Raw genomic sequence first — 20,294 nt, forward strand, 5'->3', positions numbered from 1 at the left:
ATCGAGGATCAAGTCTTCACGCCGCCAAGCTTGCAGATGTGCTTGAACTCGCTCTCTGAAACCGGCTGCACCGAGAGGCGGGAATTGTTGACGAGCACCATGTCCTTGAGCTTCGGGTCGGCCTTGATCTCATCGAGCGTCACGGGGCGCGGCACGTCGGCGACCGCGCGGATGTCGACGCATTCCCAGGTGTCGACGTCGGCGGTCGAATCCTTATGCGCCAGCTTGCAGACCTCGACGATGCCGACGACCTCGCGGCCGTCGTTGGAGTGGTAGAAAAAGCCCTTGTCGCCCAATTGCATGGCACGCATGTTGTTGCGCGCCTGGTAGTTGCGCACCCCGGTCCACTCCTCGCCGGCCTTGCCCTTGGCCTTCTGCTGGGTCCAGGACCAGACCTCGGGCTCCGACTTGAACAGCCAGTAATTCGCCATCACGTCGTCTCCGGATTCTTGATCAGCCACTTCCACGGCCTGATCTCGACGGAGGCGAAAAGCCCAGCCCTGGCATAGGGATCGGCATCGGCGATGGCGCTGGCGGCGGCCCGGTCTGCAGCCTCGATGATGACGAGGCTTCCCGTCGGCGCGCCGTCATCGGTGGTGAAGGGGCCGGCGGCCTTCAGCGCGGGCCCAAGGCTTTCGAGATGCTTCAGGTGATCGGGGCGGACCGCCATGCGGAGGTCGAGGCTGTTCGGTTTGTCGGTGCAGAGCAGGGCGAAGAGCATGGTTGATATTCCTATGTGATTTCAGCGCGCAGGGGCCTGGCAAGCAACCTTGCGATTTCTTGGTCGGGCGCCCTGCCCTCGTCAACGATGGCGTGGACGGCATCCACAATCGGCATGTCGACGCCGTGCTGGCGGGCCAGCGCCTGCGCGATCTTCACGGTGGCAGCCCCCTCGACGACGCCGCGCGAGGCGGCGAGCGCCTGCTCGACCGTCTTCCCCGCGCCCAGCGCGAAGCCGAAGGAATAGTTTCGGGACTGCTTCGAAGAGCAGGTGAGCAGCAGGTCGCCGAGCCCTGAGAGGCCCATCAGCGTTTCCGGTTTCGCGCCCAATTTCGCTGCGAATCTCGTGAGTTCGGCAAAACCGCGCGTGGTCAGCGCGGCGCGGGCACTGTCGCCCAAGGCCCGGCCGTCGGAGATGCCGCAGGCGATGGCGAGGACGTTCTTGAGCGCACCGCCGATCTCGACACCCTTCACGTCGTCCGACGCATAGATGCGGAAATGCGGCAGCGAGAGCGCCTCAGCCCATTGATGCGCATGGGAAATCTCTCCTGCCGTCAGCACGACCGCGGTGGGCAGGCCCTGCATCACGTCAGCCGCGAAGGATGGGCCGGAGAGGACCATGGGTTCGGCCTGCGGCAGGACGTCGGCCACCACCTCGTTCATGAACAGCCCTGAGCCCTGCTCGATGCCCTTGGCGCTGATGATGAGCGGAATCGCGTTCGTAACGATTGCTTTTAGTCCTAACAGGACCCCACGTACCCCCTGTGCCGGGACAGCCAGAATCAGGCCCTGCGCCTTCCCTATGGCTTCCAGAGGCCTTCCACGGGACCAGACCTCGACCTCGTGGCCTGCGGCGCGGGCGACATGGGCCAGCGCCGTGCCCCAGGCGCCGGCGCCCAGCACACCGATCCTCATGCCTTGGCCCCCAACTTGCCGGAGCCGTAGACCGGGGCCTGGGCCTGGTCGAGCGGCCAGCGGGCGCGGGCCGCAAAATCGAGGGGGTCGGTGAGGCCGAGAGCCAGACGCTCGGCCCCGGCCCAGGCGATCATGGCGGCGTTGTCGGTGCAGAGTTTGGCTGGCGGAACAATGAGTTGGAGGCCGTGCTGGGCTGCTGCTGCCTCGAACACGGCTTTCAGCTTCTGGTTCGCCGCCACGCCGCCCGCGACGATGAGCGCGGGGGCCCGGACCTGCGGGTGGGCGGCGCGGAAGAGGTGGACGGCCATTTTCAGGCGGTCGGCCATGGTCTCGGCCACCGCAGCCTCGAAGGAGGCGCAGACGTCGGCCACGTCCTGGTCGCTGAGCGTCATCAAATCCTGCACCGTTTCGCGCACCGCGGTCTTGAGGCCGGAGAACGAGAAATTGCAGTCTTTCCGGCCTTTTAGTGGGCGGGGAAAGGCGAAGCGACTGGCGTCTCCGCGACGCGCCAGCGCCTCGACCTGGGGGCCGCCGGGATAGCCCAGGCCCAGGAGCTTCGCGACCTTGTCGAAGGCCTCGCCCAGGGCATCGTCGATGGTGGTGCCGAGGCGGTGGTACTTGCCCACGCCCTCGACCATCTGGAACTGCGTGTGGCCGCCCGAGATGAGGAGCAGAAGGTAAGGAAATTCAACGGGATGCAGCAGGCGGGCGGTGAGAGCGTGGCCCTCCAGATGATTGACTGCCATGAGCGGCCTGCCATGCGCGAAGGCGATGGCCTTGGCCATGGTGAGCCCGACGATGACGCCGCCGAGGAGGCCGGGGCCAGCGGTTGCGGCGACAGCGTCCAAGTCCTTGTAATCGAGGCCGGATTCACGCATCGCCTGGGCGACGAGGCGGTCGAGGTGGGTGACATGGGCGCGCGCCGCGATCTCCGGCACCACGCCGCCATAGGGGGCGTGCTCCCTGAGCTGGGAGAGCACCACGTTGGAGAGGATATCTCCGCGCCCCGCCCCGTCCCGCGCGATGACGGCGGCGGCCGTCTCGTCGCAGGAGGTCTCGATGCCGAGGATGAGGGTGCGGGTGGTCATGGAGGTGTCTTGCAGGCAACGCGGCGGGAAATCAACTCGGGGTGCGGGATGGTTGCCCGGAGCATGGTTTTGGATGCGAAAACCGTTGTCGCCGTTGCCGCGGGATGGCCACGGGACGTGCAACCGAGATGTGTTGCGAAAGAATGTTGCGCGAGGGGACCCTGCTCCCGGTCCGCCATCCACCCAAGTCCGTCATCCCAGCGGAAGCTGGGATCCAGCTGTCCGCGTGGATGATGACCAAAGCGGGATCCCGGCCTTCGCCGGGATGACGGCAGGAATAGGATGACGGGCAGAGGGGGTGGGTGACGGACAGAGGGGCGGGGTGGTGACGCCAGCGAAGTTTACAGCTAAGACTGTCAGGACCCTTAGGACTTTACCGGACCAGACATGCCGAAGCTGAAGATCGGGACGCGTGGCTCCCCCCTCGCCCTCTACCAGGCGAACGAGACGAAGAGCCGGCTGAAGGCGGCGCATGGGTTCTCGGACGAGGACATCGAGATCGTGGTGATCACCACCACGGGGGACCGGATCCGCGACCGGCCGCTCTCCGAGATCGGCGGCAAGGGGCTGTTTACCAAGGAGATCGAGGAGGCGCTGTTCGCGCGCGAGATCCACCTCGCGGTGCATTCGATGAAGGACATGCCGGCGCGGCTGCCCGAGGGGCTGACCATGGCGGCCCTGCTGCCGCGCGAGGATGTGCGCGATGCCTTCCTGAGCCCGGTGGCGAAGACCATCGATGAGTTGCCGAAGGGTGCGGTGGTCGGCTCCTCCTCCGTCAGGCGGGGGGCGCAGCTGAAGCGCATCCGGCCCGACCTCGAGGTGATCCAGTTCCGCGGCAACGTTGAGACGCGGCTGAAGAAGCTCGACGAGGGCGTGGCGCAGGCGACCTTCCTTGCGGCGGCGGGCCTCAAGCGTCTCGGCCTCGCCGACAAGATCACCTCGCTCGTTCCCACCGACGTGATGCTGCCGGCCGTGGCGCAGGGCTGCATCGGCATCGAGACGCGCGCGGATGACGGGACGACGCGCAAACTGCTTGCCGCGATCAACCATGAAGCCTCGGCGATTGCGGTCGATTGCGAGCGGGCCTTCCTTGCGGCCCTCGACGGCTCCTGCCGCACGCCGCTGGCGGGACATGCGGTGATCGACAATGGCGTGGTGAAGTTCCGCGGGCACGCGCTGACGCTGGACGGCGTGCATTGCTTCGAGACGACGCGCGAAGGTTCTCCCGCCGATGCCGCGCGCATGGGGCGCGAGGCGGGCGAACAGGTGAAGGCCGAGGGCGGCAGCCTCATCGCCTTCTGATGCGCATCGCCGTCACCAGGCCCGAGGAGGATGCGGGGCCGCTCACCGCGAAGCTTTCCGCGATGGGCCACGAGGTGGTGATGGCGCCGCTGCTGACGATCACACCGCGCGAAGGCGTGAGCATCCCTGCCCTGCCCTGGCAGGCGGTGGCGGTGACCAGTGCCAATGGCATCCGCGCGCTGCCCGCGGGCCATGGCCTCACACAATTCCGTGTACTGACGGTCGGCCCGCAGTCGCTGAAGGCGGCAACCGCTGCGGGCCTCAGGGCCGAGGCGCATGGCGGCGACGTGAACGGGCTTGCGGCCTTCATCCGCAACAATCTCGACCCAAAGGCGGGGCCGATCCTCTATCTCTCGGGTGCGGAGACGGCGGGCGACTTGCACGGGCAGCTCGCCGCGGCGGGTTTCGATTGCCATCGCGTGGTGCTCTATGATGCCGCCCCGGCGGAGACGCTGGGTGCGGCGGAAACGGCGCTCCACGCGGGGACGATCGATGCCGTCCTGCTCTATTCGCCGCGCAGTGCGAAGATCTGGCGCGGGCTGGTGGAGGGCGCGGGGCTTGGCGCAGAGGCGGCGCGCGTGGCCCATCTCTGCCTGTCGCGCAATGTCGCAGCGGCCCTGCCGGAGGACTGGAACAGCGCGGTTTCCGAAAGCCCCGATGAGGCCGCAATCCTGAGGCTTCTTGAACAAAGCGGGCGAACCCTTTAGGCCTTTTCACATGACCAGCCAGAACGACGACACCGGCTCCAAGCCGCAGGTGATCGACCTCGAGGCGGAGGAAATCCGCAGCGAGGCCGAGGCAGCAGACACAGCCCGGCAGGAGGCCCGCGAGGACGCCGAACAGGCCTTCGCGCCGCCGCGCGCCAGGACATCGGGCGGCGCAGCGCGATGGATCATCGCGGCGCTGATCCTCGGGGCACTGGGCGGCGGCTTCCTCTACCGCGGGGTGCTGTCGAGCTATTTCCCGTCGAACCAGATGGTGGCGCTGAAGAACCAGGTGGCCGCCCTCGAACAGAACAACACCGACCTCGGCAACCAGATCGCCACGGTGAAGCAGGGTGCCGACAGCGCGGCCGCGGCCGCGGCCGCCGCCACCCAAGCCGCCGCACAGGCGAGCGACGCGGCCCGGGCGGCAGCCGCACAGATCGGCGGCGTGGGCGGCAAGGCAGAGGATGCCATGCAGCAGGCGGCAGCACTCGGCGCGCAGATCGACGCGCTGCGCAGCGACCTCGACCAGTTGCGCAAGTCGATGTCGAGCGCGCCGGCCGCAGGGTCCGGTGCGGCAAGCCCGGCCGATGGCGCGGTGCTGGCGGCGCTGGGCCAGCGCATCGATGCGCTGGAGAAGGACGTGGCGAGCCTCAAGGCGGGCCCGGGTGCTGCCTCGCAGGCGGGCACCACCGCGGCGCTGTCGCAGGCGCTTTCCGACCTCAAGGCCAAGGTGGCGGCGGGCACATCATATGGGCCGGAATACGAGCGCATCGCGCGCATGGTGCCGGCGGCGCCGGGGCTCGACGTCATCGCGGCCTCGGCATCCGACGGCATTCCCGATGCCAGGGGGCTGGCGGCCGAACTGCGCGCCGCGATCCCCGCACTGCCGCAGCCCGAAGCGCCGCCGGCGGAGGACGACAGCTATTTCGGCGCGCTGATGAAGTCGCTTTCCGGCATCATCTCGATCCGCCCGATCGGCGACACCGACTGGCGCCAGGTGGCCGAGAAGGCCGCGGCCTTCGCCGATGCGGGCGACCTCACCCAGGCCATCGGCGTGATCGACGCGGCGGAGGGCGAAAAGCCGATGGCGCTCAGCCAGTGGCGAGACCGCGCGGCGGCGCGCCTGACGCTCGAGGCCGCCGTCAGCCAGGTTTCCGAGGCGGTGCTGCGGCAGCTCGCGGCCAGTGGGGGAGCGGCGCAATGATCAGGCTGCTCTGGCGCTTCCTCCTCCTCGTCGCGCTGGCGGCGGGCTTCGCCTGGCTCGCCGACCGGCCGGGCACGCTGACCATCCGCTGGCTCGGCCGCGAAATCCAGATGAGCTTCATCGCCGGCGTGGTCATCGCCGTTGTCGCGGTGGTGGTGCTGTGGTTCCTGTGGAGCCTGTTCCGCCGGCTGTGGGCGAGCCCGCAGGCGGTGGGGCGGTGGTATTCCTTCCGCAAGAACCGCAAGGGCTATGAGTCCCTCTCGCGCGGCATCATCGCGGCAGGCGCCGGCGATGCGGCGGCGGCCGCAAAGCATGCGGCGATCGCGGGGAACGCGCTGGCCGACGAGCCGCTGGTCAATGTTCTCGCCGCGCAGGCGGCGCAATTGAAGGGCGACCGCGCCCAGGTGAAGCGCATCTTCGAGGCGATGACCAAGTCGCCCGACACCGAGGCGCTGGGCCTGCGCGGATTGTTTTCCGAGGCGCGGCAGGCGGGCGACGTGGCCGCCGCCCGGCGCCATGCCGAGCGCGCGCTGGCGCTGAACCCCAGGCTGGCCTGGGCCTCCACCGCCGTGCTGCAATTGCAATCGGCGGGCAAGGACTGGAACGCCGCTGCCGCCACACTCGGCCAGCAGATCAAGTCCGGCCTCGTCACCACGGCCGATGGCAATGCCAAGCAGGCGGCGATGCTGGCCGCGCAGGCGCTGGCGCTGGAGGACAGCGACCGGGCACAGGCGCTGGAGCTGGCGCTGAAGGCCCACAAGCTCGATCCGGCCCTGGTGCCCGCGGCCCTCGTCGCGGCGCGCGTGCTGGTGTCGCAGGCCTCGACGCGCAAGGCCTCGAAGATCCTGAAGGAGACATGGCTGCGGTCGCCCCACCCCGAACTCGCCGAGGTGCAGGCCAACCTCATCCCCGGCGACAGCCCGGAGGACCGGCTGGCCCGGGTGCGCGACCTCGTGAAGGAGGACAAGCTCCGCGACGGCGGGGGCGGCCTCGAAGGGGCGGTGGCGCTGGCCCGCGCCGCGATCCGCGCCCAGCGCTGGGACATGGCGCGCGAGGCGCTGGCGCCTTACGCCGACAACCGCCCGCAGGCCCGCGTCTGCGCGCTGATGGCGGACATCGAGGAGGCCGCCGGCGACAAGGGCCGCGCCCGCGAATGGCTGGCCCGCGCCATCACCGCGCCGCGCGACCCGATCTGGGTGTCGGACGGGGTGGCGAGCCCGCGCTGGACGCCGATTTCGCCGGTCTCGGGCGAGATCGTGCCGTGTGAATGGAAGGCGCCCTTCGAGATGCCCGAACAGCTCGAGGCCGACGTCGCCGCGGCACCGCCCGTGGCGGTGATCGAGGCCCCCAAAGCCGCCGCCGAACCCCCGCCGCGCAGCCTCGAACCGCCGAAGATGGTGCAGCCCCAGCGCCCGCCGGACGACCCCGGCCTGCCCGAGGATTTCGACCGACCCACCGGCCGCGCACTGCCGGCGGAGGGTTGAATTTTCCACCCCCGAAGCGGGTTGCGGCCCCCGCCGAAATACCCTATACCCCGCGCCGCAAGGAAAGCCGCTTTAGCTCAGTTGGTAGAGCACATCATTCGTAATGATGGGGTCGCGTGTTCGAGTCACGCAAGCGGCACCAGCCCTTCGATCGCCATCGTGTGCTGTCGTTCACCAGTCCCTCAAGAGGAAGCACTTGATCGACGCAACCGACCTCAGCAGTTCGCTGGTGGCCGCCCTCGGCCGCCATGAATGGCGGTGCGGATGGCGGAGAAAGACTCCGGGTTGGCGACACTTCACTGGCCTGGAGGGCATTGTCCCACCAGCATGCCCGGCCGGGTCAGTTGATGGACCGCAGGGTCGTTCCGCCCGTGCACGCCCGGCCTGGTCGCCCCTTCAATCGCGCCCGTCGCCTTCCAGGCTGGCCAAGGCGACGTGGCAATGGTGGCAACACGCCACAATACCAGCCTGCACTGACATGAGCCGGTGTGTCTTCCGTCACAGTCCAGGTCCGGAAGCTTCGGTAACCAACCGCCAGGCTTGCAGGCAGAAAGGGCATGTCTCTTGAAGTTCATCCTTCCAACTGCCGTGTTCGGCGTCCTGCTCCTTTACGCGGCAGGCGCAATCCCTCCGGATGGAGTTGGTGGATCGATGGTGATCGGGCTCGCATTGCTTGCCGCCGCACCGGCGGTCGGAATTCACGAGGCCTGGACCATGAGGCGGAGTGTGGCAGGCTGGATTTTCAACATCATCGTCTCGCTTGCCGGTGCCTTGTTCCTCGCCCCTGTTGGCGGCATGATCATGGCGCTGTTTCTCAGTCCGTTCATGGACGGCGCCGGATCGATTGCTGCCGCGGGAGGCCTCATGATGCTTGTCGCGCTCGCAGGCATGATGGTGATTACGCTGCTGGGTGCCTGGGGATCAATCTGGATCGTCAACCGCTGGCGATGACGCTTCAGCGGAGTCATCTTTCTCGCAACGAGACGCGTGTTCTCCGCACGTGCACTGCTGTCGGCCATCGACGCCGCCTTGGACTCACCGATGCGATACGCACTTCATGAACTGACTGTAAGCCGCTCTCGGGAGCGTGTCCGTTACGTGCATCGGCTCAATGCCTGTTACCACCAGGTCAAATGCCTTCCCATCCGATAGCTTCTTCAGAAGCTTCAGATCCGCTTCCGCATATGGCTCTCCGAAATACTCACTGATTGACCCGGTGTAGGTCTGGCGGGTGCCGTCACCAAACCGGAAGGACACTTCGAATGTCTCGGCGATCTTCGAGAATCTGCCATCCTCCTGCTTGTCCTCGAGGAGCAGATCGACCCTCTTTCCGCCGTTTCCCTTTCCGCTGAAAATGGCGAGCGTTTGATTGCGGGACAGCGAGAAATCCAGCCAGCACTCGGGTCCCTCCTCTTCTTCAGCAACCTGAAATGTCGCAGCAGCCGCCGGAAGAGGCGTCGAGGCCGCCACAACGAGCACTTGCACCATCATCAAGAACGCTGCGTTCCTCATGCGAGATCCCTGCCCTCCGTTTGCTTGCCGATGCCATGCATGTAACTGCCACTCGCCGCTCACTTCAAGCCAGCTTCTTTCAGCACCACGCTCTGGCAGATCCGCCGCTTGGAAGCCGCTGCATGCCTCGACCTCTTGCCGACAGGCCAGTGATCGGCCAAGTTCATGCCCCTGTTTTCAGGAGGGCAGAAATGTTCACCCGCGGCCTTGTCTTTCTTTCCCTGGCTCTTTCCACCCCCGCACTGGCAGCAACCGAACTTGCGGATCAGGCGACCGGCGCGGTCTACGTCCTAAGTGACGCGGTGGACGGAAAGGTGCTCCTCACCTCCAAGGCCGATGGCGGGACCGATGCCTATGTCCTGTCGCAGGATACCTGCTACGCGACACACCCGATCTATGGCGTCGGCGCCTGGCAGGCCGTCGATGGCGGCTGGCGGGTCATGGTGCAGGGTACGCAAATCCTGAGCTTCAAGGGCCCCGCACCTCTGCAGAATCCTGCCTGCGTCCCGCAGTGACTACAAACCGTGCAGGATGGCTGCCATCACCACGAGGCAAGAGGCAGACCTCGGCCTGGGAGGTCAGGCGGGAACGCCCTGCAGCCTCGTTCGAGGGCTACATCTCCTCGGGGACCATGTCGATGGCACCACATGGGCATTCAGCTGCGCAGAGGCCGCAGCCCTTGCAGTAATCGTAATCGATGCGGAAGCGCTGGCCCGGCCCGAGCTTGATCACCGCATTGTCGGGGCAGATCCCGTAGCAGTTGTCACATTCGAAGCAGTTGCCGCAGGACAGGCAGCGGCGGGCCTCGTAGAGCGCATTCGTTTCATCGAGCCCGCCCTGGACTTCCGTGAAGCTGTCGATGCGCCGCGCTGCCTCCAGCATCGGCCGCACGGTGGCCGGCGCATCCTCGTAGTACCAGGTGTTGAGCCGGTCGAAGCTGGCAAGTTCGTGCCTGGGTGCCGGTTCCAGCTGCGTGCCGCGGAGCCAGGCGTCGATGTGGCGGGCAGCCTTCTTGCCGTGGCCGACGGCCACGGTGACGGTTCGCTCCGACGGCGCCATGTCGCCCCCCGCGAAGATTCCCGGCCTCCCGGTCATCATGTTGGGGCCGACCTTCACCACGCCGTTCTCGGTCTCGATGCCCGGTGCCTTGTCGAGGAGTGACAGGTCCACGTCCTGGCCCAGGGCCAGCACGAGGGAGTCGGCCTCCAGCGTCTCGAACTCACCCGTCGGCTGGGGAAACCCCTTGTCATCGAGTGCCATCTTCTCGATCTGAAGCTTGCCGCCATCGATGTTCCGGATGGTCGACAGCCACTTCATCGAAACGCCTTCCTCCAGCGCCTCTTCAAGCTCGAAATCATGGGCGGGCATCATCTCGCGCGTGCGGCGGTAGACGATGACCGCCTCCTCGGCGCCGAGGCGGCGCGCAGTGCGCGCAACGTCGATTGCCGTATTGCCGCCGCCATAGATGGCGACGCGACGCCCCAGCAGTGGCGGGGCCTCGCCCTCCATGGAGCGCAGCAACGACACGGCATCGAGGATCCTGGCCGCGCCCCCCGCCGGAATGTAGGCCCGACGCGCGATGTGGGCGCCGACGGCCAGGAAGGCGGCGTCGAAGCGATCCGCGGTCAATGACTTCTCGATGTCGTCGACTTTGCTGTTGAGCTCAAGGGCGACGCCCATGGCCGTTATGCGCGCCACCTCGGCGTCGATCACCTCGCGCGGCAGCCGGTACTTGGGAATGCCAAAGCGCATCATGCCGCCGGCCATGGGGCCTGCATCGCGCAGCACCACGCTGTGCCCGGCGTGGCGCAGGTGATAGGCTGCCGAAAGCCCTGCCGGCCCGGCACCCACGACCAGTACGCGCTTGCCAGTCTCCGCGTCGGGCCGCGTGAACTGCCAGCCCCTTGCGATGGCGAGGTCGCCGAGGAAGCGCTCGACGGAATTGATGCCCACCGCGGTATCGAGCTGGCCTCTGTTGCAGGCTCCCTCGCAGGGGTGGTAGCAGACGCGACCCATGATGGCGGGCAGCGGGTTGTTGGCCGTCAGCGCCCGCCAGGCGGCCTCATAGTCGCCGCTCTCGGCCTGATAGAGCCAGCCCTGGATGTCCTCGCCCGCCGGGCAGGCGGCATTGCACGGCGGCAGGCGGTCGACATATTCCGGGCGATTGGTGCGCCACGTGCCGGTGTGGTTGGCCTTGCTGCTGCCGACGTCGAGCGCGATGGCGAAGGGGTGCTTCATGGCTCAGGACTCCAGCAGGCCGTATTCTTCGATGTGCCGGTCAGCGATGCCCTGTATGCGGGCAACGCGCGGGTCTTCCACGCCATCGCGGAACAGGTGCGCGTAACGTCGCTGCAGCTTCAGGTATTCGGACACCGGCTTCGGCTTGCGGATCTTCCGCACATGGGTGACGCGGCCATATTCCGCCTCAAAGATCGGGAACAGCCCGGTCTCGATGGCAAGGCGCGCCAGCCGGATCGTGTCATGCGAGGCCGCGCCCCAGCCCAGCGGGCATGGAACGTTGATCTGGATATAGCGCGCGCCATGGAAGCTCATCGCCCTGGTCACTTTGGCCTCGAGGTCATGGAGGTCGGCAACGCTTGCCGTCGCGACATAGGGAATGTCATGGGCCACCGCGATCTTCGGCACGAACTTGCCGGTGCCGAAGACGTTGCCCGGCTGGGCGCCGATGGCGGGCGTCGTCGCGGTGCGGGCAGCGGGCGGCGTGGCGGAGGAGCGCTGCACGCCAGTGTTCATGTAGCCCTCGTTGTCGTAGCAGATGTAGAGGACGTCGTCATTGCGCTCGAACATGCCGGACAGGCAGCCAAAGCCGATGTCGGTGGTGCCGCCGTCGCCGCCCTGCGCCACGACCCGGGTGCCGTGCTTCCCGGTGACGCGCATCGCGGCGGCAACGCCCGAGGCAACTGCTGCCGCATTGCCGAACAGCGAATGCATCCAAGGCATTTGCCAGGAGGTTTCGGGATAGGGCGTGGTGAAGACTTCAAGGCAGCCCGTGGCGTTCACCGCGATCAGCTGGTTTCCGGCTGCGCGCATGGCGGCGTCGATGGCATAGCGCGCGCCGAGCGCCTCGCCACAGCCCTGGCAGGCGCGATGGCCGCAGGTCAGCGAGTTGGAGCGTTGCCGCGACGCCTGCACGTTGCGGCTCGCCTCGTCCACCAGCCGGTTGCCGACGGTGAGCGTGCCCTTCTGGTAGAACTTCAGCTTCTGTGTGCTGTCCATCGTGGGGCGCCCTCTCACTCGGCGGTTTCGATGCGGGCCTGGAACGCGGCGGCGCGCTCCGTTTCGAGGATTTTCAGGACATTCTCGGCCGCAGGCCCGGATCGACGCGCCCTGGCGCGCCGGTGCAGTTCGCGGCCGACGACCTTCTCGTTGAGATCGACGAAGTTCGGACCTTCCCAGGGCTTTTCCATCGCCTGCATGAACAGCCGGTGGAGCGATGCCTTGGTGATGGGGCGCCCCCCCAGCCCGGCAATCGCCGAATGGATGGCAGGTGGTGACAGGAGGTTCCGCAGCGCAAGGTCGACGTTGGAGGCGAGCGGCCCGCCCATTCCGGGGTCCAGGCTCCTGTCGATGACGAGCACATGCTTCGCACCCGCCAATACCTGCTGCAGGGCGCGGGTGGGAAAGGGACGGAAGGTGACGAGCGTGACGAGACCGATCGACATGCCCTCGGCACGCAGCTCGTCGATCACGTCCTTTATGGTGCCGTTGACCGAGCCCATGGCAACCACTGCCAGCTCCGCATCGCCGCAATGGTAGTCGCGCAGCAAGCCCCCCGAGGCCCGCCCGAAGCTCTCGCTGAACTCGGCAGCGAGGTCTTCGATCAGATCGAAGGCTGTTTGCTGCTTGTAGTATTGCAGGTAGCGCACCTCGGTGAAGGCATCGGGCCCCACCATCGCGCCAATCGAGATGGGGTCGGCGGGGTCGAGCACCTGCACGGGTTCATAGGGCGGCAGATAGGCATCGACCTGCTGCTGCGTCGGGATGTCCACGCGTTCCATGGCATGGGTGAGGACGAATCCGTCGACGCAAACCATCACCGGGACCGACAGCTCTTCGGCAAGGCGAAATGCGATGACGTGCAGGTCGGCTGCTTCCTGGTTGGTTTCCGCGAAAAGCTGGAACCAGCCGGATTCGCGCAGCGCCATGGCATCGGAATGATCGTTCCAGATGTTGATCGGCGCCCCGATGGCGCGGTTGCCGAGCGTCATGACGATGGGCAGCCCGAGCCCCGCGGCATTGTAAACCGCCTCCGCCATGAACAGCAGCCCCTGGCTCGCGGTGGCCGTATAGCTTCTGGCGCCCGCGGCAGATGACCCGATGGCGACCGACAGGGCCGCGAATTCGCTCTCGACGTTGATGAACTCGCAGTTCTGCAGCGCGCCCTCGCGCACCAGGTCGCCCAACCCCTCGACGATGTGGGTCTGCGGCGTGATCGGGTAGGCGCAGATCACCTGTGGACGGCAGAGCGCGATCACCCGCGCCATCGCCTTGGAGCCTTCAATCTGCTCAAGCATCGGCGGTGTCCTTCCCTGCGGCGATGTGGCTGGAAACCAGGTCGTGGGCAGCGCGCGCCGCGCGTTCATTTGCCTCACCCAGCTTGCCGGGGAAGGTGCGGTGGATGGCGGCGATCACCGAGTCCAGCGTCACGATGTCGGTGAGTGCGGTGAAGGCGCCGAGAAGCGCGGTGTTGGGAGCAGGCCGGCTGATGTGGGCGAGCGCCAGTTCGGTGGCGGGCACGGCTTGCGCATGTCCGGCGGGGATGCGCGCCACCACTGCATCAAGGTGGATGTCGGAGAAGCCGCGTGCCGTGTTGACCAGCAGAAAGCCATCCTTCGACAATCCCTCCAACACATCCAGAGCCTTGAACAGCGTGGCATCCTGGACGATCAGGATGTCGGGGTTCTGGACGGGTTCCCGCAGCCGGATTTCCCTGTCGCCGATCCGGCAGAAGGCAACAACCGGGGCCCCGGTGCGCTCAGAACCAAAACTCGGGAAGGCCTGGGCGTGGCGGCCCTCCAGAAATGCTGCGACTGACAGCATTTCGGCTGCTGTAACAACGCCTTGTCCGCCACGGCCGTGGATGCGCACCTGGATCATGCGAACTCCATCGCAGTTCTGGGGATCAGTTGATGCGCCATTAGAGGCAATTGCCCCGGCGGCGCCTTGCGTTCGATCAATTCCCAACGGGACCTTCGGCCTGGCCCCGCGCCGCGGCATTGCCGGCCGTGAGACTTGCAATCGGGTGACGGCTTCACTAGTGCGGGGAGGATTCCGACACCGATCCTGCTCGAGGGCCCTGCATGACCGCCACACCACCCGACAGACTGAGCGCCGACCCGGGCAGCCCGTTCCACGATGCCGCCGAGCTTGAGCGCGGCATCCATGTCTTTCTCGACGGGAAGGAATACTTCGATGTCGAGGAATATTGCCGAAGCGAGGGGTGGGTGCGCCTGCCTGCGGGAAAGGCAAGGACCCGCACGGGCCGGCCCGTCACCATCACCAAGCGTGGCGAGGTGACGGTTCGCTACGAGGATCCCTGAGGTCGGAGCACCCGCGGGTGCTGACTAGTTCAAGTCCTCGCTGGGGAGCGACGTGGAGAAGGACGGGAGCGGGAAGCCGGTTGGCTGGCCGATGCCCTGGCAGCCTGCCGACGCGCCGGAGAAGGCCCAGCCGAGGAGCGGCTGCAGGAAATAGAACGGATAGCGGATGCAGCGGACGCTGACCGTGACCAGCATGGGCGTGCCCACCGGGCGCTGGACGTAGCTCAGCCCCATCGGCTCGTATCTGACCTGCAGCTGGCGGCGGTCGAGCGCGATGGTGCTCGAACCGTTGTTGATGGCGTCGAGGATCTTGGTGAAGCTTGCCTCGTTCCAGTCATAGTTCTTGGTGCAGCTCGAGACGTTGGAATTGAGCGGGCAGCACGTGCCACTGCCGGCCGTGGCGGAGGCGGTGCAGACGGTGGCGGCCTTTTCCGTGCACTTGCCGGTGGCCGCACCGGTGGAGAAGGAATAGCAGGACTGGCCGCCCGCGGTGCCCGCCGTGGGCGCGTTGATGCCGGTGGCAATGGGCGGGCTGACGACGGCGACGCGGGCGCCGACATAGGTGGCGCGGCCGAGCGAGGACCAGTTCATGAACAGCACCGCGGCATCGATCGAGCCGAGCACGACGAGCATGACCAGCGGAAACACCACGGTGAACTCGAAGAAGGTGGCACCGCCGGTGTCGTTCAGCAGGCTACTGGCCGATCCATCTCTCTTCATGCTTGACCTCGAAGTTGATGGACGCCGGAAGGCCGACCATGGGCCAGACGATGGCGGTGTAGGGCACCGTGGCCTTCATGCTGATGACGCCGACATCGGTGGACGAGGAACAGGTGGTGGGCGTCACCAGCGTGACGTGGTTGGAGATGGGCGCCGTCCAGCCCTTGATGACGGGGCTTCCGGTGCCGGCGAGATTGCCGTAGCCCGCAAGGTTCAGCGCCTTGGTCTTGCCCCAGGTGCAGACCGCGCCCGAGGGCAGGATGGAGAGATAGCGCGTGGCATCACGCAGCGACTTCTGCGCGGTGAGGACTTCGCCATAGGCGAGGCCGAAATCCATCAGCCCGCCGATGATGATGGTGAAGACCGGAATGATCAGCGCCGCCTCCACCAGGGAGGCGCCGCTGTCCTGCGCGAGGAAGGCCTTGAGCGGGCGCAGCGTCATTCCACCAGCTGCACGATCTGATAGAGCCCGCTGCCCTCGCTGTTGGGCGGGAAGGTGTTGACCAGCTCGGCATAGACCTTGCCCTGGTCGCCGTTGGCGATGGACGTGCCATCGAGCGCCACGGTGCTGAGGCCGCGTTCGGTCATGAAGAACTGCGCCAGGAGGGTGAAGGGCGGGAGCGGCGTGGAACTGCCGGTCACGCCCCAGTACTTGCAGTCGACGATCGCCACGTTGAGCAGGCGGCGGTCAGCCGTGCCCATGGTGGTGCATTTCGGCGCGGAGGACTCGCGGGCTTCCGAAGCCGCCGTGAACTTGCCTTCCGGGCAGTCGCCAGCCTTCAGCGCTTCCTTCGCCTCGCAGCTGTAGACGTCGTAGCGGGTCTTGAAGCTGGCGGGGAGCGTGCCGCTGTGATGGTTGGCCCAGTAGGCCTTCAGGTCGTCGATGTGGACGCCGCCGCCCTGGCCCGACAGCTTGAAGGCCTTGTCATCGGTGAACATCGTGTAGGTGCGGTCGCGCGGTAGGGGGCAGCTGCCCTTGTTGGTCGAGTTGCAATAGCTGGTGTAGGTCGCGCCATTGTCGGCGTCGGCCTGCTTGAAAGGATAGGTGGTGGTCGAACCCGACTTGACGGACGTCGTGTTGACATCGTTTGCACACTTGGCGCCGCTCGATGGGGCCCAGCCATCGATGACGATCGGCGCGGAGGTGTTGTCGACGTCCTTCGGGTTGCTGACATAGGTGTCGAAACGGACGTTCTGGCCCGGATAGGCGGCGGAGGCGTTGTTACCGGGATCGGGATAATTGATGGTGTTCTTGGGATCGACCAGGGCGCAGTTGGCGGGCTTCTGCTCGGCCCAGAAGGCCACCTGGTCATGCGGGTTGTGGCCGTTGCTGGCCGGCGGATCGATGAGGCCCCAGTTGCCGGGCGAGCCGCCGCTGCCGCCCGCCAGGATGAACTGCTGGCCAGGGGTGACCTTGCTCATCCAGTTGGTGGCGCCGCCCTTGATGGTGTAGCCCGCCTCGTTCTCGAAGGGATTGCACATGAAGGACTGGATGGGTGCGCAGGCGGAGAAGCCGGAACGCGCCGTGGCCGTGGCATTGGTGCTGACGAAGCCCTGGGTGACGGTGGTGAAGAACACGTTGGTCGAGCGGTTGACCGTCTTCACGCGGAGATAGACGCCGTCCTTGCCCGAGGTGGCGACAGTGAGCGGGTTCAGGGAGGAATAGGCGGTGACGCTGGCGATCTGGATGCCGGACTTGGCCACGTCGCTCCAGCGCGGGTTGTTGACGAGGTAGTTCTTCGCCTTGTCCGCCGCCCGGGTGATGGCGTCGGAGCGGCCATCGAGTTCCTTGGCGCCGGAGAGGGCCGCGGCGTCGGCGATTTCCTGGAGATTGCTGTTGAGGTTCATGATGCGGGCGCCGTCCAGCGCCAGCGACACGAGGCCGAGGAGAACGACGAAGACCAGCGTGGCCCAGACGAGGATGGCGCCGCCTTCATCGTCCCTGAACTGCCGCAGGAGGGAAACGCGAGATGTGCCGGTCCGCATGAGGTTACCCATGATACGCGAAAACTTCCTTATCCTAACACATAACGCGGGATTGGGAATTGGCGGCGCGCGGAGGCGTGCCGCAACCTGACGGTGCGCGGCGGAGGCCGGGTTGCTATTTTTGTACTAAGCAGGCGAGTGGAAAACGGGCCGGGCGGCTATTTCAGCAGGGCGGCCTCGGCCTCGATAACGCGCATCATCTCCTCGATCTTCTCGATCCGCAGGCGGATCACGTCACGCATCGAGACGACGCCCACGAGCTTGCCGCCCGCCAGCACCGGCAGGTGGCGCACGCCGCGCGCGGTCATGCGCTCCATCACCATGGTCTCGGCGTCCTCCGGGGTGCAGGTCGCGACGTCGCGCGTCATGGCGGCGGCGGCGGTCTTGCGCAGTGCCGCGGCGGCATCGCCCGAAAGCGCGCGGATCACATCACGCTCCGAAATGATACCCGCCAGCGCGCCGCCGGGGCCCGTGACCACCAGGACGCCGACCCCGTGTTCGGCCAGCGCATCGACCACCGCCTGCAGCGGGGTGGCGGCATCGACGCTGAAGACCTTCCAGCCCTTGTGATCGAGTATGCGGGACACTGTCATCTTCCGCGCCCTTCCGTGAGGTGAGGAGGCGAGGCTAACACGGCGGACGGAACGTCATATCCGCATTTCTACCGAGTGTCCGCCCCGGCCCTGCAGGCGCCCCCGACGGCAGCGTGGAGCATAAGCAACTCACGCCATTCCATGTTACTTATATCTGACTGACTCGCCAGTCAGTGTGGGCATTACGGAGTTTTTCACGCGGCATGTGCGCGAGCCTCCTGCTTAGGCCGCATCGGTGCCAAGTTGGCTGGCGCGCGGCTGGCGTGGCGACGGTCGCGGGCGACTGGCCGGAGCCGCCCCGGCGCCGCGGGCACCGGCTTCCTCCACACCCCTCCGGCGTCCTGGCCTAGAGCGCGAGGCCCTTCAGCAGTTCGAAGGAACGGAACTTCGCCTGCTGGTCGAAGATCGCCGAGGCGACGATCAGCTCGTCGATGCCGGTGCGCGCGATGAAGGCGCTGAGCTGCGCCTCCACCGTGGCGGGCGCGCCGACGAAGGAACAGGCCAGCATGCGCGAGGCCTGCACGCGCTCGGCCGCCGTCCAGTAGCCGTCGATGTCGTCGATGGGGGGTGCGAGCAGGCCGCGCTCGTTCCTGATCATGCCGACGAAGCGCATCTGCACCGAGGTGAAGAGGCGCCGCGCCTCGGCATCCGTGTCGGCCACGATGATGTTGGCGCCGGCCATGGCATGGGAGCGGGCGAGCTGATGCGAGGGCTGGAAGCGTTCGCGGTAGAGCGCCAGCGCCTGCTCCAGCGCATCGGGCGCGAAATGCGAGGCGAAGGCATAGGGAAGGCCGAGCAAGGCCGCGAGCTGCGCGCCATAGAGGCTGGAGCCGAGGATCCACAGCGGCACACCGGTGCCCGCGCCGGGCACCGCGCGGATGGCCTGGCCGGGCTCCGGCGGGGCGAGGAAGGCCTGCAGCTCCAGCACGTCGTCGGGGAAGCTCTCGGCCGCCATGGCATCGCGCCGCAGCGCGCGCAGCGTGGCGCGATCGGTGCCGGGCGCGCGCCCAAGGCCAAGGTCGATGCGGCCGGGAAACAGCGAGGCCAGGGTTCCGAACTGCTCGGCGATGACGAGGGGCGAATGGTTGGGCAGCATGATGCCGCCCGCACCCACGCGGATCGTGCCGGTGTGGCCGGCGATGTGGCCGATCACCACGGCAGTTGCCGCACTGGCGATGCCCTCCATGTTGTGGTGCTCGGCGACCCAGAAGCGGTTGTAGCCCAGCGCCTCGACATGGCGGGCGAGTGCCGCGCTCTCGGCCAGCGCCTCGCGCGGGGTGAGGCCCTGGCGGACGGGGACGAGGTCGAGAACCGAGAGAAGCGTCATGGCGGCGGCTTCCCGGCGATCACGCCAGCGTTCTGAAATACTCGATGGTCAGCTTGAGGCCCTCGGCCAGCGGCACTTTCGGCTCCCAGCCGAGCTTCGCCTTGGCGAGGCTGATGTCGGGGCGGCGCTGCTTCGGGTCGTCCTGCGGCAGGGGCAAGTGAATGACCTTCGAGCGCGAGCCGGTGAGCTTCAGCACCTGCTCGGCCAGCTCGATCATGGTGAACTCGCCGGGATTGCCGAGGTTGACGGGGCCGGTCACCTCGGGGGGCGAGTCCATCAGGCGGAGGAAACCTTCCACCAGGTCGTCGCGGTAGCAGAAGGAGCGCGTCTGCGTGCCGTCGCCATAGATCGTCAGGTCCTCGCCGTTCAGCGCCTGGGTGATGAAGTTGGAGACGACGCGCCCGTCCTTCGGGTGCATGCGCGGGCCATAGGTGTTGAAGATGCGCGCCACCTTGATCTCGACGCCATGCTGGCGGTGATAGTCGAAGAACAGCGTTTCGGCGCAGCGCTTGCCCTCGTCATAGCAGGCGCGCGTGCCGATCGGGTTGACGTGGCCCCAGTAGTCCTCGCGCTGGGGGTGGACTTCCGGGTCGCCATAGACCTCGCTGGTGGAAGCCTGGAAGATGCGGCAACGCAGGCGCTTGGCCAGGCCCAGCATGTTCATGGCACCCATCACCGAGGTCTTGGTGGTGAGCACCGGATTATATTGATAGTGCACCGGCGAGGCGGGACAGGCGAGATTGTAGATCTCGTCAACCTCGAGCTTCAGCGGATTGCACACGTCGTGGCGCAGGAACTCGAAGCGCGGATGGTTGTGCAGGTGCTCGACGTTGCGCTTCGACCCGGTGAACAGGTTGTCGGCGCAGATGACCTCGTGGCCCTGCCCGATCAGCCGGTCGGTGAGGTGCGAGCCGAGGAAGCCCGCGCCGCCGGTGACGAGGATGCGCTTGCGGCTTTCATAGAGACGCGCCATGGCCGCTTACACCGCGCCGGACTTGAAGGGGATGACATCCGCCTTGGGACTGCCGGAGGGCAGCACCGCGGGCCGCCCGATCGAGTGATAATCCATGCCGGAATTGCGGGCATCGGCGATGGAGAAGAGGTTGCGGAAGTCGACCAGCACCGGCTGGCGCATGTCGCGCGCCATGCGCTTGAGGTCGAGGCCGCGGAACACG

22 protein-coding genes, 1 tRNA gene and 1 pseudogene are annotated in these 20,294 nt (G+C 66.8%); 8 read left to right on the forward strand and 16 right to left on the reverse strand.

The window, feature by feature from the left end; genetic code table 11:
* Positions 1–8: 8 nt before the first annotated feature.
* The 4 genes from DK847_RS07090 to tsaD are packed head-to-tail and all read right to left on the reverse strand — an operon-like array spanning position 9 to position 2,723.
* On the reverse strand, positions 9–431 hold the full coding sequence (locus DK847_RS07090; RefSeq protein ID WP_111197181.1) for an EVE domain-containing protein: 423 nt from the start codon (positions 429–431) through the stop codon (positions 9–11).
* On the reverse strand, positions 431–721 hold the full coding sequence (locus DK847_RS07095) for a YciI-like protein (RefSeq protein WP_111197183.1): 291 nt from the start codon (positions 719–721) through the stop codon (positions 431–433). Before DK847_RS07095 ends, DK847_RS07090 begins: the two co-directional genes overlap by 1 nt.
* An 11-nt stretch (positions 722–732) precedes the next feature.
* Positions 733–1,635: an NAD(P)H-dependent glycerol-3-phosphate dehydrogenase gene (locus DK847_RS07100; protein WP_111197185.1), complete on the reverse strand. Its 903-nt coding sequence runs from the start codon at positions 1,633–1,635 to the stop codon at positions 733–735.
* Positions 1,632–2,723, reverse strand: coding sequence for a tRNA (adenosine(37)-N6)-threonylcarbamoyltransferase complex transferase subunit TsaD (gene tsaD / locus DK847_RS07105; protein WP_111197186.1), 1,092 nt, complete (start codon positions 2,721–2,723; stop codon positions 1,632–1,634). The genes DK847_RS07100 and tsaD overlap by 4 nt, the downstream gene beginning before the upstream one ends.
* Before the next feature lie 387 nt (positions 2,724–3,110).
* Between tsaD and hemC the strand changes: the two genes are divergently transcribed.
* The 6 genes from hemC (at position 3,111) to DK847_RS07130 (ending at position 8,371) form a co-directional block, all read left to right on the forward strand.
* The gene (hemC, locus tag DK847_RS07110) at positions 3,111–4,025 is read left to right on the forward strand and encodes a hydroxymethylbilane synthase (protein WP_111197188.1); all 915 of its coding nucleotides are present in this window, start codon (positions 3,111–3,113) and stop codon (positions 4,023–4,025) included.
* Positions 4,025–4,732 (forward strand): uroporphyrinogen-III synthase, encoded by a 708-nt coding sequence (locus tag DK847_RS07115; protein WP_111197190.1) that lies wholly within the window; start codon positions 4,025–4,027, stop codon positions 4,730–4,732. Before hemC ends, DK847_RS07115 begins: the two co-directional genes overlap by 1 nt.
* Positions 4,733–4,742: 10 nt before the next feature.
* Positions 4,743–5,936 carry a COG4223 family protein gene (locus tag DK847_RS20565; protein WP_161957181.1) on the forward strand — a complete coding sequence of 398 codons (1,194 nt, stop codon included), beginning with the start codon at positions 4,743–4,745 and terminating at the stop codon, positions 5,934–5,936.
* Positions 5,933–7,420: a heme biosynthesis protein HemY gene (locus DK847_RS20570; protein WP_161957182.1), complete on the forward strand. Its 1,488-nt coding sequence runs from the start codon at positions 5,933–5,935 to the stop codon at positions 7,418–7,420. The genes DK847_RS20565 and DK847_RS20570 overlap by 4 nt, the downstream gene beginning before the upstream one ends.
* A 66-nt stretch (positions 7,421–7,486) precedes the next feature.
* Positions 7,487–7,562 (forward strand) — tRNA-Thr (locus tag DK847_RS07125).
* A gap of 422 nt (positions 7,563–7,984) precedes the next feature.
* The gene (locus DK847_RS07130) at positions 7,985–8,371 is read left to right on the forward strand and encodes a hypothetical protein (RefSeq protein WP_111197192.1); all 387 of its coding nucleotides are present in this window, start codon (positions 7,985–7,987) and stop codon (positions 8,369–8,371) included.
* Between the two features lie 84 nt (positions 8,372–8,455).
* Here the strand turns inward: DK847_RS07130 and DK847_RS07135 are convergent, their stop codons facing one another.
* Positions 8,456–8,932, reverse strand: coding sequence for a hypothetical protein (locus DK847_RS07135; RefSeq protein ID WP_111197194.1), 477 nt, complete (start codon positions 8,930–8,932; stop codon positions 8,456–8,458).
* Positions 8,933–9,123: 191 nt separating this feature from the next.
* Here DK847_RS07135 and DK847_RS07140 point away from each other — a divergent pair, with 191 nt between their 5' ends.
* Positions 9,124–9,447 (forward strand): hypothetical protein, encoded by a 324-nt coding sequence (locus DK847_RS07140; RefSeq protein ID WP_111197196.1) that lies wholly within the window; start codon positions 9,124–9,126, stop codon positions 9,445–9,447.
* A gap of 97 nt (positions 9,448–9,544) precedes the next feature.
* Here the strand turns inward: DK847_RS07140 and DK847_RS07145 are convergent, their stop codons facing one another.
* Genes DK847_RS07145 through DK847_RS07160 form a run of 4 tightly spaced genes read right to left on the reverse strand, consistent with a single transcriptional unit; the run spans position 9,545 to position 14,050 of the window.
* Entirely contained in the window at positions 9,545–11,170 is a 1,626-nt protein-coding gene (locus DK847_RS07145) for an NAD(P)-binding protein (RefSeq protein ID WP_111197198.1), read from the reverse strand.
* Between the two features lie 3 nt (positions 11,171–11,173).
* The gene (locus DK847_RS07150) at positions 11,174–12,169 is read right to left on the reverse strand and encodes a thiamine pyrophosphate-dependent enzyme (RefSeq protein WP_111197199.1); all 996 of its coding nucleotides are present in this window, start codon (positions 12,167–12,169) and stop codon (positions 11,174–11,176) included.
* Between the two features lie 14 nt (positions 12,170–12,183).
* Positions 12,184–13,467 (reverse strand): pyruvate ferredoxin oxidoreductase, encoded by a 1,284-nt coding sequence (gene porA, locus DK847_RS07155; RefSeq protein ID WP_111197201.1) that lies wholly within the window; start codon positions 13,465–13,467, stop codon positions 12,184–12,186.
* Positions 13,460–14,050, reverse strand: coding sequence for a 2-oxoacid:acceptor oxidoreductase family protein (locus tag DK847_RS07160; RefSeq protein ID WP_111197202.1), 591 nt, complete (start codon positions 14,048–14,050; stop codon positions 13,460–13,462). Before DK847_RS07160 ends, porA begins: the two co-directional genes overlap by 8 nt.
* A gap of 203 nt (positions 14,051–14,253) precedes the next feature.
* Between DK847_RS07160 and DK847_RS07165 the strand changes: the two genes are divergently transcribed.
* Positions 14,254–14,493 carry a DUF3297 family protein gene (locus tag DK847_RS07165; protein WP_111197204.1) on the forward strand — a complete coding sequence of 80 codons (240 nt, stop codon included), beginning with the start codon at positions 14,254–14,256 and terminating at the stop codon, positions 14,491–14,493.
* Between the two features lie 24 nt (positions 14,494–14,517).
* Here the strand turns inward: DK847_RS07165 and DK847_RS07170 are convergent, their stop codons facing one another.
* The 7 genes and pseudogenes from DK847_RS07170 to DK847_RS20575 form a co-directional block, all read right to left on the reverse strand.
* Complete coding sequence (locus tag DK847_RS07170) at positions 14,518–15,213, reverse strand: TadE/TadG family type IV pilus assembly protein (RefSeq protein WP_111197206.1); 696 nt, start codon at positions 15,211–15,213, stop codon at positions 14,518–14,520.
* Positions 15,188–15,655 (reverse strand): TadE/TadG family type IV pilus assembly protein, encoded by a 468-nt coding sequence (locus DK847_RS07175; protein ID WP_111197208.1) that lies wholly within the window; start codon positions 15,653–15,655, stop codon positions 15,188–15,190. Before DK847_RS07175 ends, DK847_RS07170 begins: the two co-directional genes overlap by 26 nt.
* Positions 15,652–17,211 (reverse strand): pilus assembly protein TadG-related protein, encoded by a 1,560-nt coding sequence (locus DK847_RS07180; protein WP_111197209.1) that lies wholly within the window; start codon positions 17,209–17,211, stop codon positions 15,652–15,654. The genes DK847_RS07175 and DK847_RS07180 overlap by 4 nt, the downstream gene beginning before the upstream one ends.
* Before the next feature lie 146 nt (positions 17,212–17,357).
* Positions 17,358–17,792 carry a CBS domain-containing protein gene (locus tag DK847_RS07185; protein WP_111197211.1) on the reverse strand — a complete coding sequence of 145 codons (435 nt, stop codon included), beginning with the start codon at positions 17,790–17,792 and terminating at the stop codon, positions 17,358–17,360.
* Between the two features lie 346 nt (positions 17,793–18,138).
* Positions 18,139–19,119, reverse strand: a complete 981-nt coding sequence (locus DK847_RS07190) for an LLM class flavin-dependent oxidoreductase (protein ID WP_111197213.1) — start codon at positions 19,117–19,119, stop codon at positions 18,139–18,141.
* 19 nt (positions 19,120–19,138) lie between these two features.
* Positions 19,139–20,092, reverse strand: coding sequence for a UDP-glucuronic acid decarboxylase family protein (locus DK847_RS07195; protein WP_111197215.1), 954 nt, complete (start codon positions 20,090–20,092; stop codon positions 19,139–19,141).
* A 6-nt stretch (positions 20,093–20,098) separates the two neighbouring features.
* Positions 20,099–20,294 (reverse strand): annotated as a pseudogene (locus DK847_RS20575) (UDP-glucose 6-dehydrogenase); the annotation flags it as partial.

It is taken from the genome of Aestuariivirga litoralis, assembly GCF_003234965.1.
In the GTDB taxonomy this organism is placed as follows: domain Bacteria; phylum Pseudomonadota; class Alphaproteobacteria; order Rhizobiales; family Aestuariivirgaceae; genus Aestuariivirga; species Aestuariivirga litoralis.

What these genes read in the sequence shown, in the direction of transcription:
- DK847_RS07090 (WP_111197181.1), bottom strand. Translation starts at nt 431, where the DNA reads ATGGCGAATTACTGGCTGTTCAAGTCGGAGCCCGAGGTCTGGTCCTGG.
- DK847_RS07095 (WP_111197183.1), bottom strand. Translation starts at nt 721, where the DNA reads ATGCTCTTCGCCCTGCTCTGCACCGACAAACCGAACAGCCTCGACCTC.
- DK847_RS07100 (WP_111197185.1), bottom strand. Translation starts at nt 1,635, where the DNA reads ATGAGGATCGGTGTGCTGGGCGCCGGCGCCTGGGGCACGGCGCTGGCC.
- tsaD (WP_111197186.1), bottom strand. Translation starts at nt 2,723, where the DNA reads ATGACCACCCGCACCCTCATCCTCGGCATCGAGACCTCCTGCGACGAG.
- hemC (WP_111197188.1), top strand. Translation starts at nt 3,111, where the DNA reads ATGCCGAAGCTGAAGATCGGGACGCGTGGCTCCCCCCTCGCCCTCTAC.
- DK847_RS07115 (WP_111197190.1), top strand. Translation starts at nt 4,025, where the DNA reads ATGCGCATCGCCGTCACCAGGCCCGAGGAGGATGCGGGGCCGCTCACC.
- DK847_RS20565 (WP_161957181.1), top strand. Translation starts at nt 4,743, where the DNA reads ATGACCAGCCAGAACGACGACACCGGCTCCAAGCCGCAGGTGATCGAC.
- DK847_RS20570 (WP_161957182.1), top strand. Translation starts at nt 5,933, where the DNA reads ATGATCAGGCTGCTCTGGCGCTTCCTCCTCCTCGTCGCGCTGGCGGCG.
- DK847_RS07135 (WP_111197194.1), bottom strand. Translation starts at nt 8,932, where the DNA reads ATGAGGAACGCAGCGTTCTTGATGATGGTGCAAGTGCTCGTTGTGGCG.
- DK847_RS07140 (WP_111197196.1), top strand. Translation starts at nt 9,124, where the DNA reads ATGTTCACCCGCGGCCTTGTCTTTCTTTCCCTGGCTCTTTCCACCCCC.
- DK847_RS07145 (WP_111197198.1), bottom strand. Translation starts at nt 11,170, where the DNA reads ATGAAGCACCCCTTCGCCATCGCGCTCGACGTCGGCAGCAGCAAGGCC.
- DK847_RS07150 (WP_111197199.1), bottom strand. Translation starts at nt 12,169, where the DNA reads ATGGACAGCACACAGAAGCTGAAGTTCTACCAGAAGGGCACGCTCACC.
- porA (WP_111197201.1), bottom strand. Translation starts at nt 13,467, where the DNA reads ATGCTTGAGCAGATTGAAGGCTCCAAGGCGATGGCGCGGGTGATCGCG.
- DK847_RS07160 (WP_111197202.1), bottom strand. Translation starts at nt 14,050, where the DNA reads ATGATCCAGGTGCGCATCCACGGCCGTGGCGGACAAGGCGTTGTTACA.
- DK847_RS07165 (WP_111197204.1), top strand. Translation starts at nt 14,254, where the DNA reads ATGACCGCCACACCACCCGACAGACTGAGCGCCGACCCGGGCAGCCCG.
- DK847_RS07170 (WP_111197206.1), bottom strand. Translation starts at nt 15,213, where the DNA reads ATGAAGAGAGATGGATCGGCCAGTAGCCTGCTGAACGACACCGGCGGT.
- DK847_RS07175 (WP_111197208.1), bottom strand. Translation starts at nt 15,655, where the DNA reads ATGACGCTGCGCCCGCTCAAGGCCTTCCTCGCGCAGGACAGCGGCGCC.
- DK847_RS07180 (WP_111197209.1), bottom strand. Translation starts at nt 17,211, where the DNA reads ATGGGTAACCTCATGCGGACCGGCACATCTCGCGTTTCCCTCCTGCGG.
- DK847_RS07185 (WP_111197211.1), bottom strand. Translation starts at nt 17,792, where the DNA reads ATGACAGTGTCCCGCATACTCGATCACAAGGGCTGGAAGGTCTTCAGC.
- DK847_RS07190 (WP_111197213.1), bottom strand. Translation starts at nt 19,119, where the DNA reads ATGACGCTTCTCTCGGTTCTCGACCTCGTCCCCGTCCGCCAGGGCCTC.
- DK847_RS07195 (WP_111197215.1), bottom strand. Translation starts at nt 20,092, where the DNA reads ATGGCGCGTCTCTATGAAAGCCGCAAGCGCATCCTCGTCACCGGCGGC.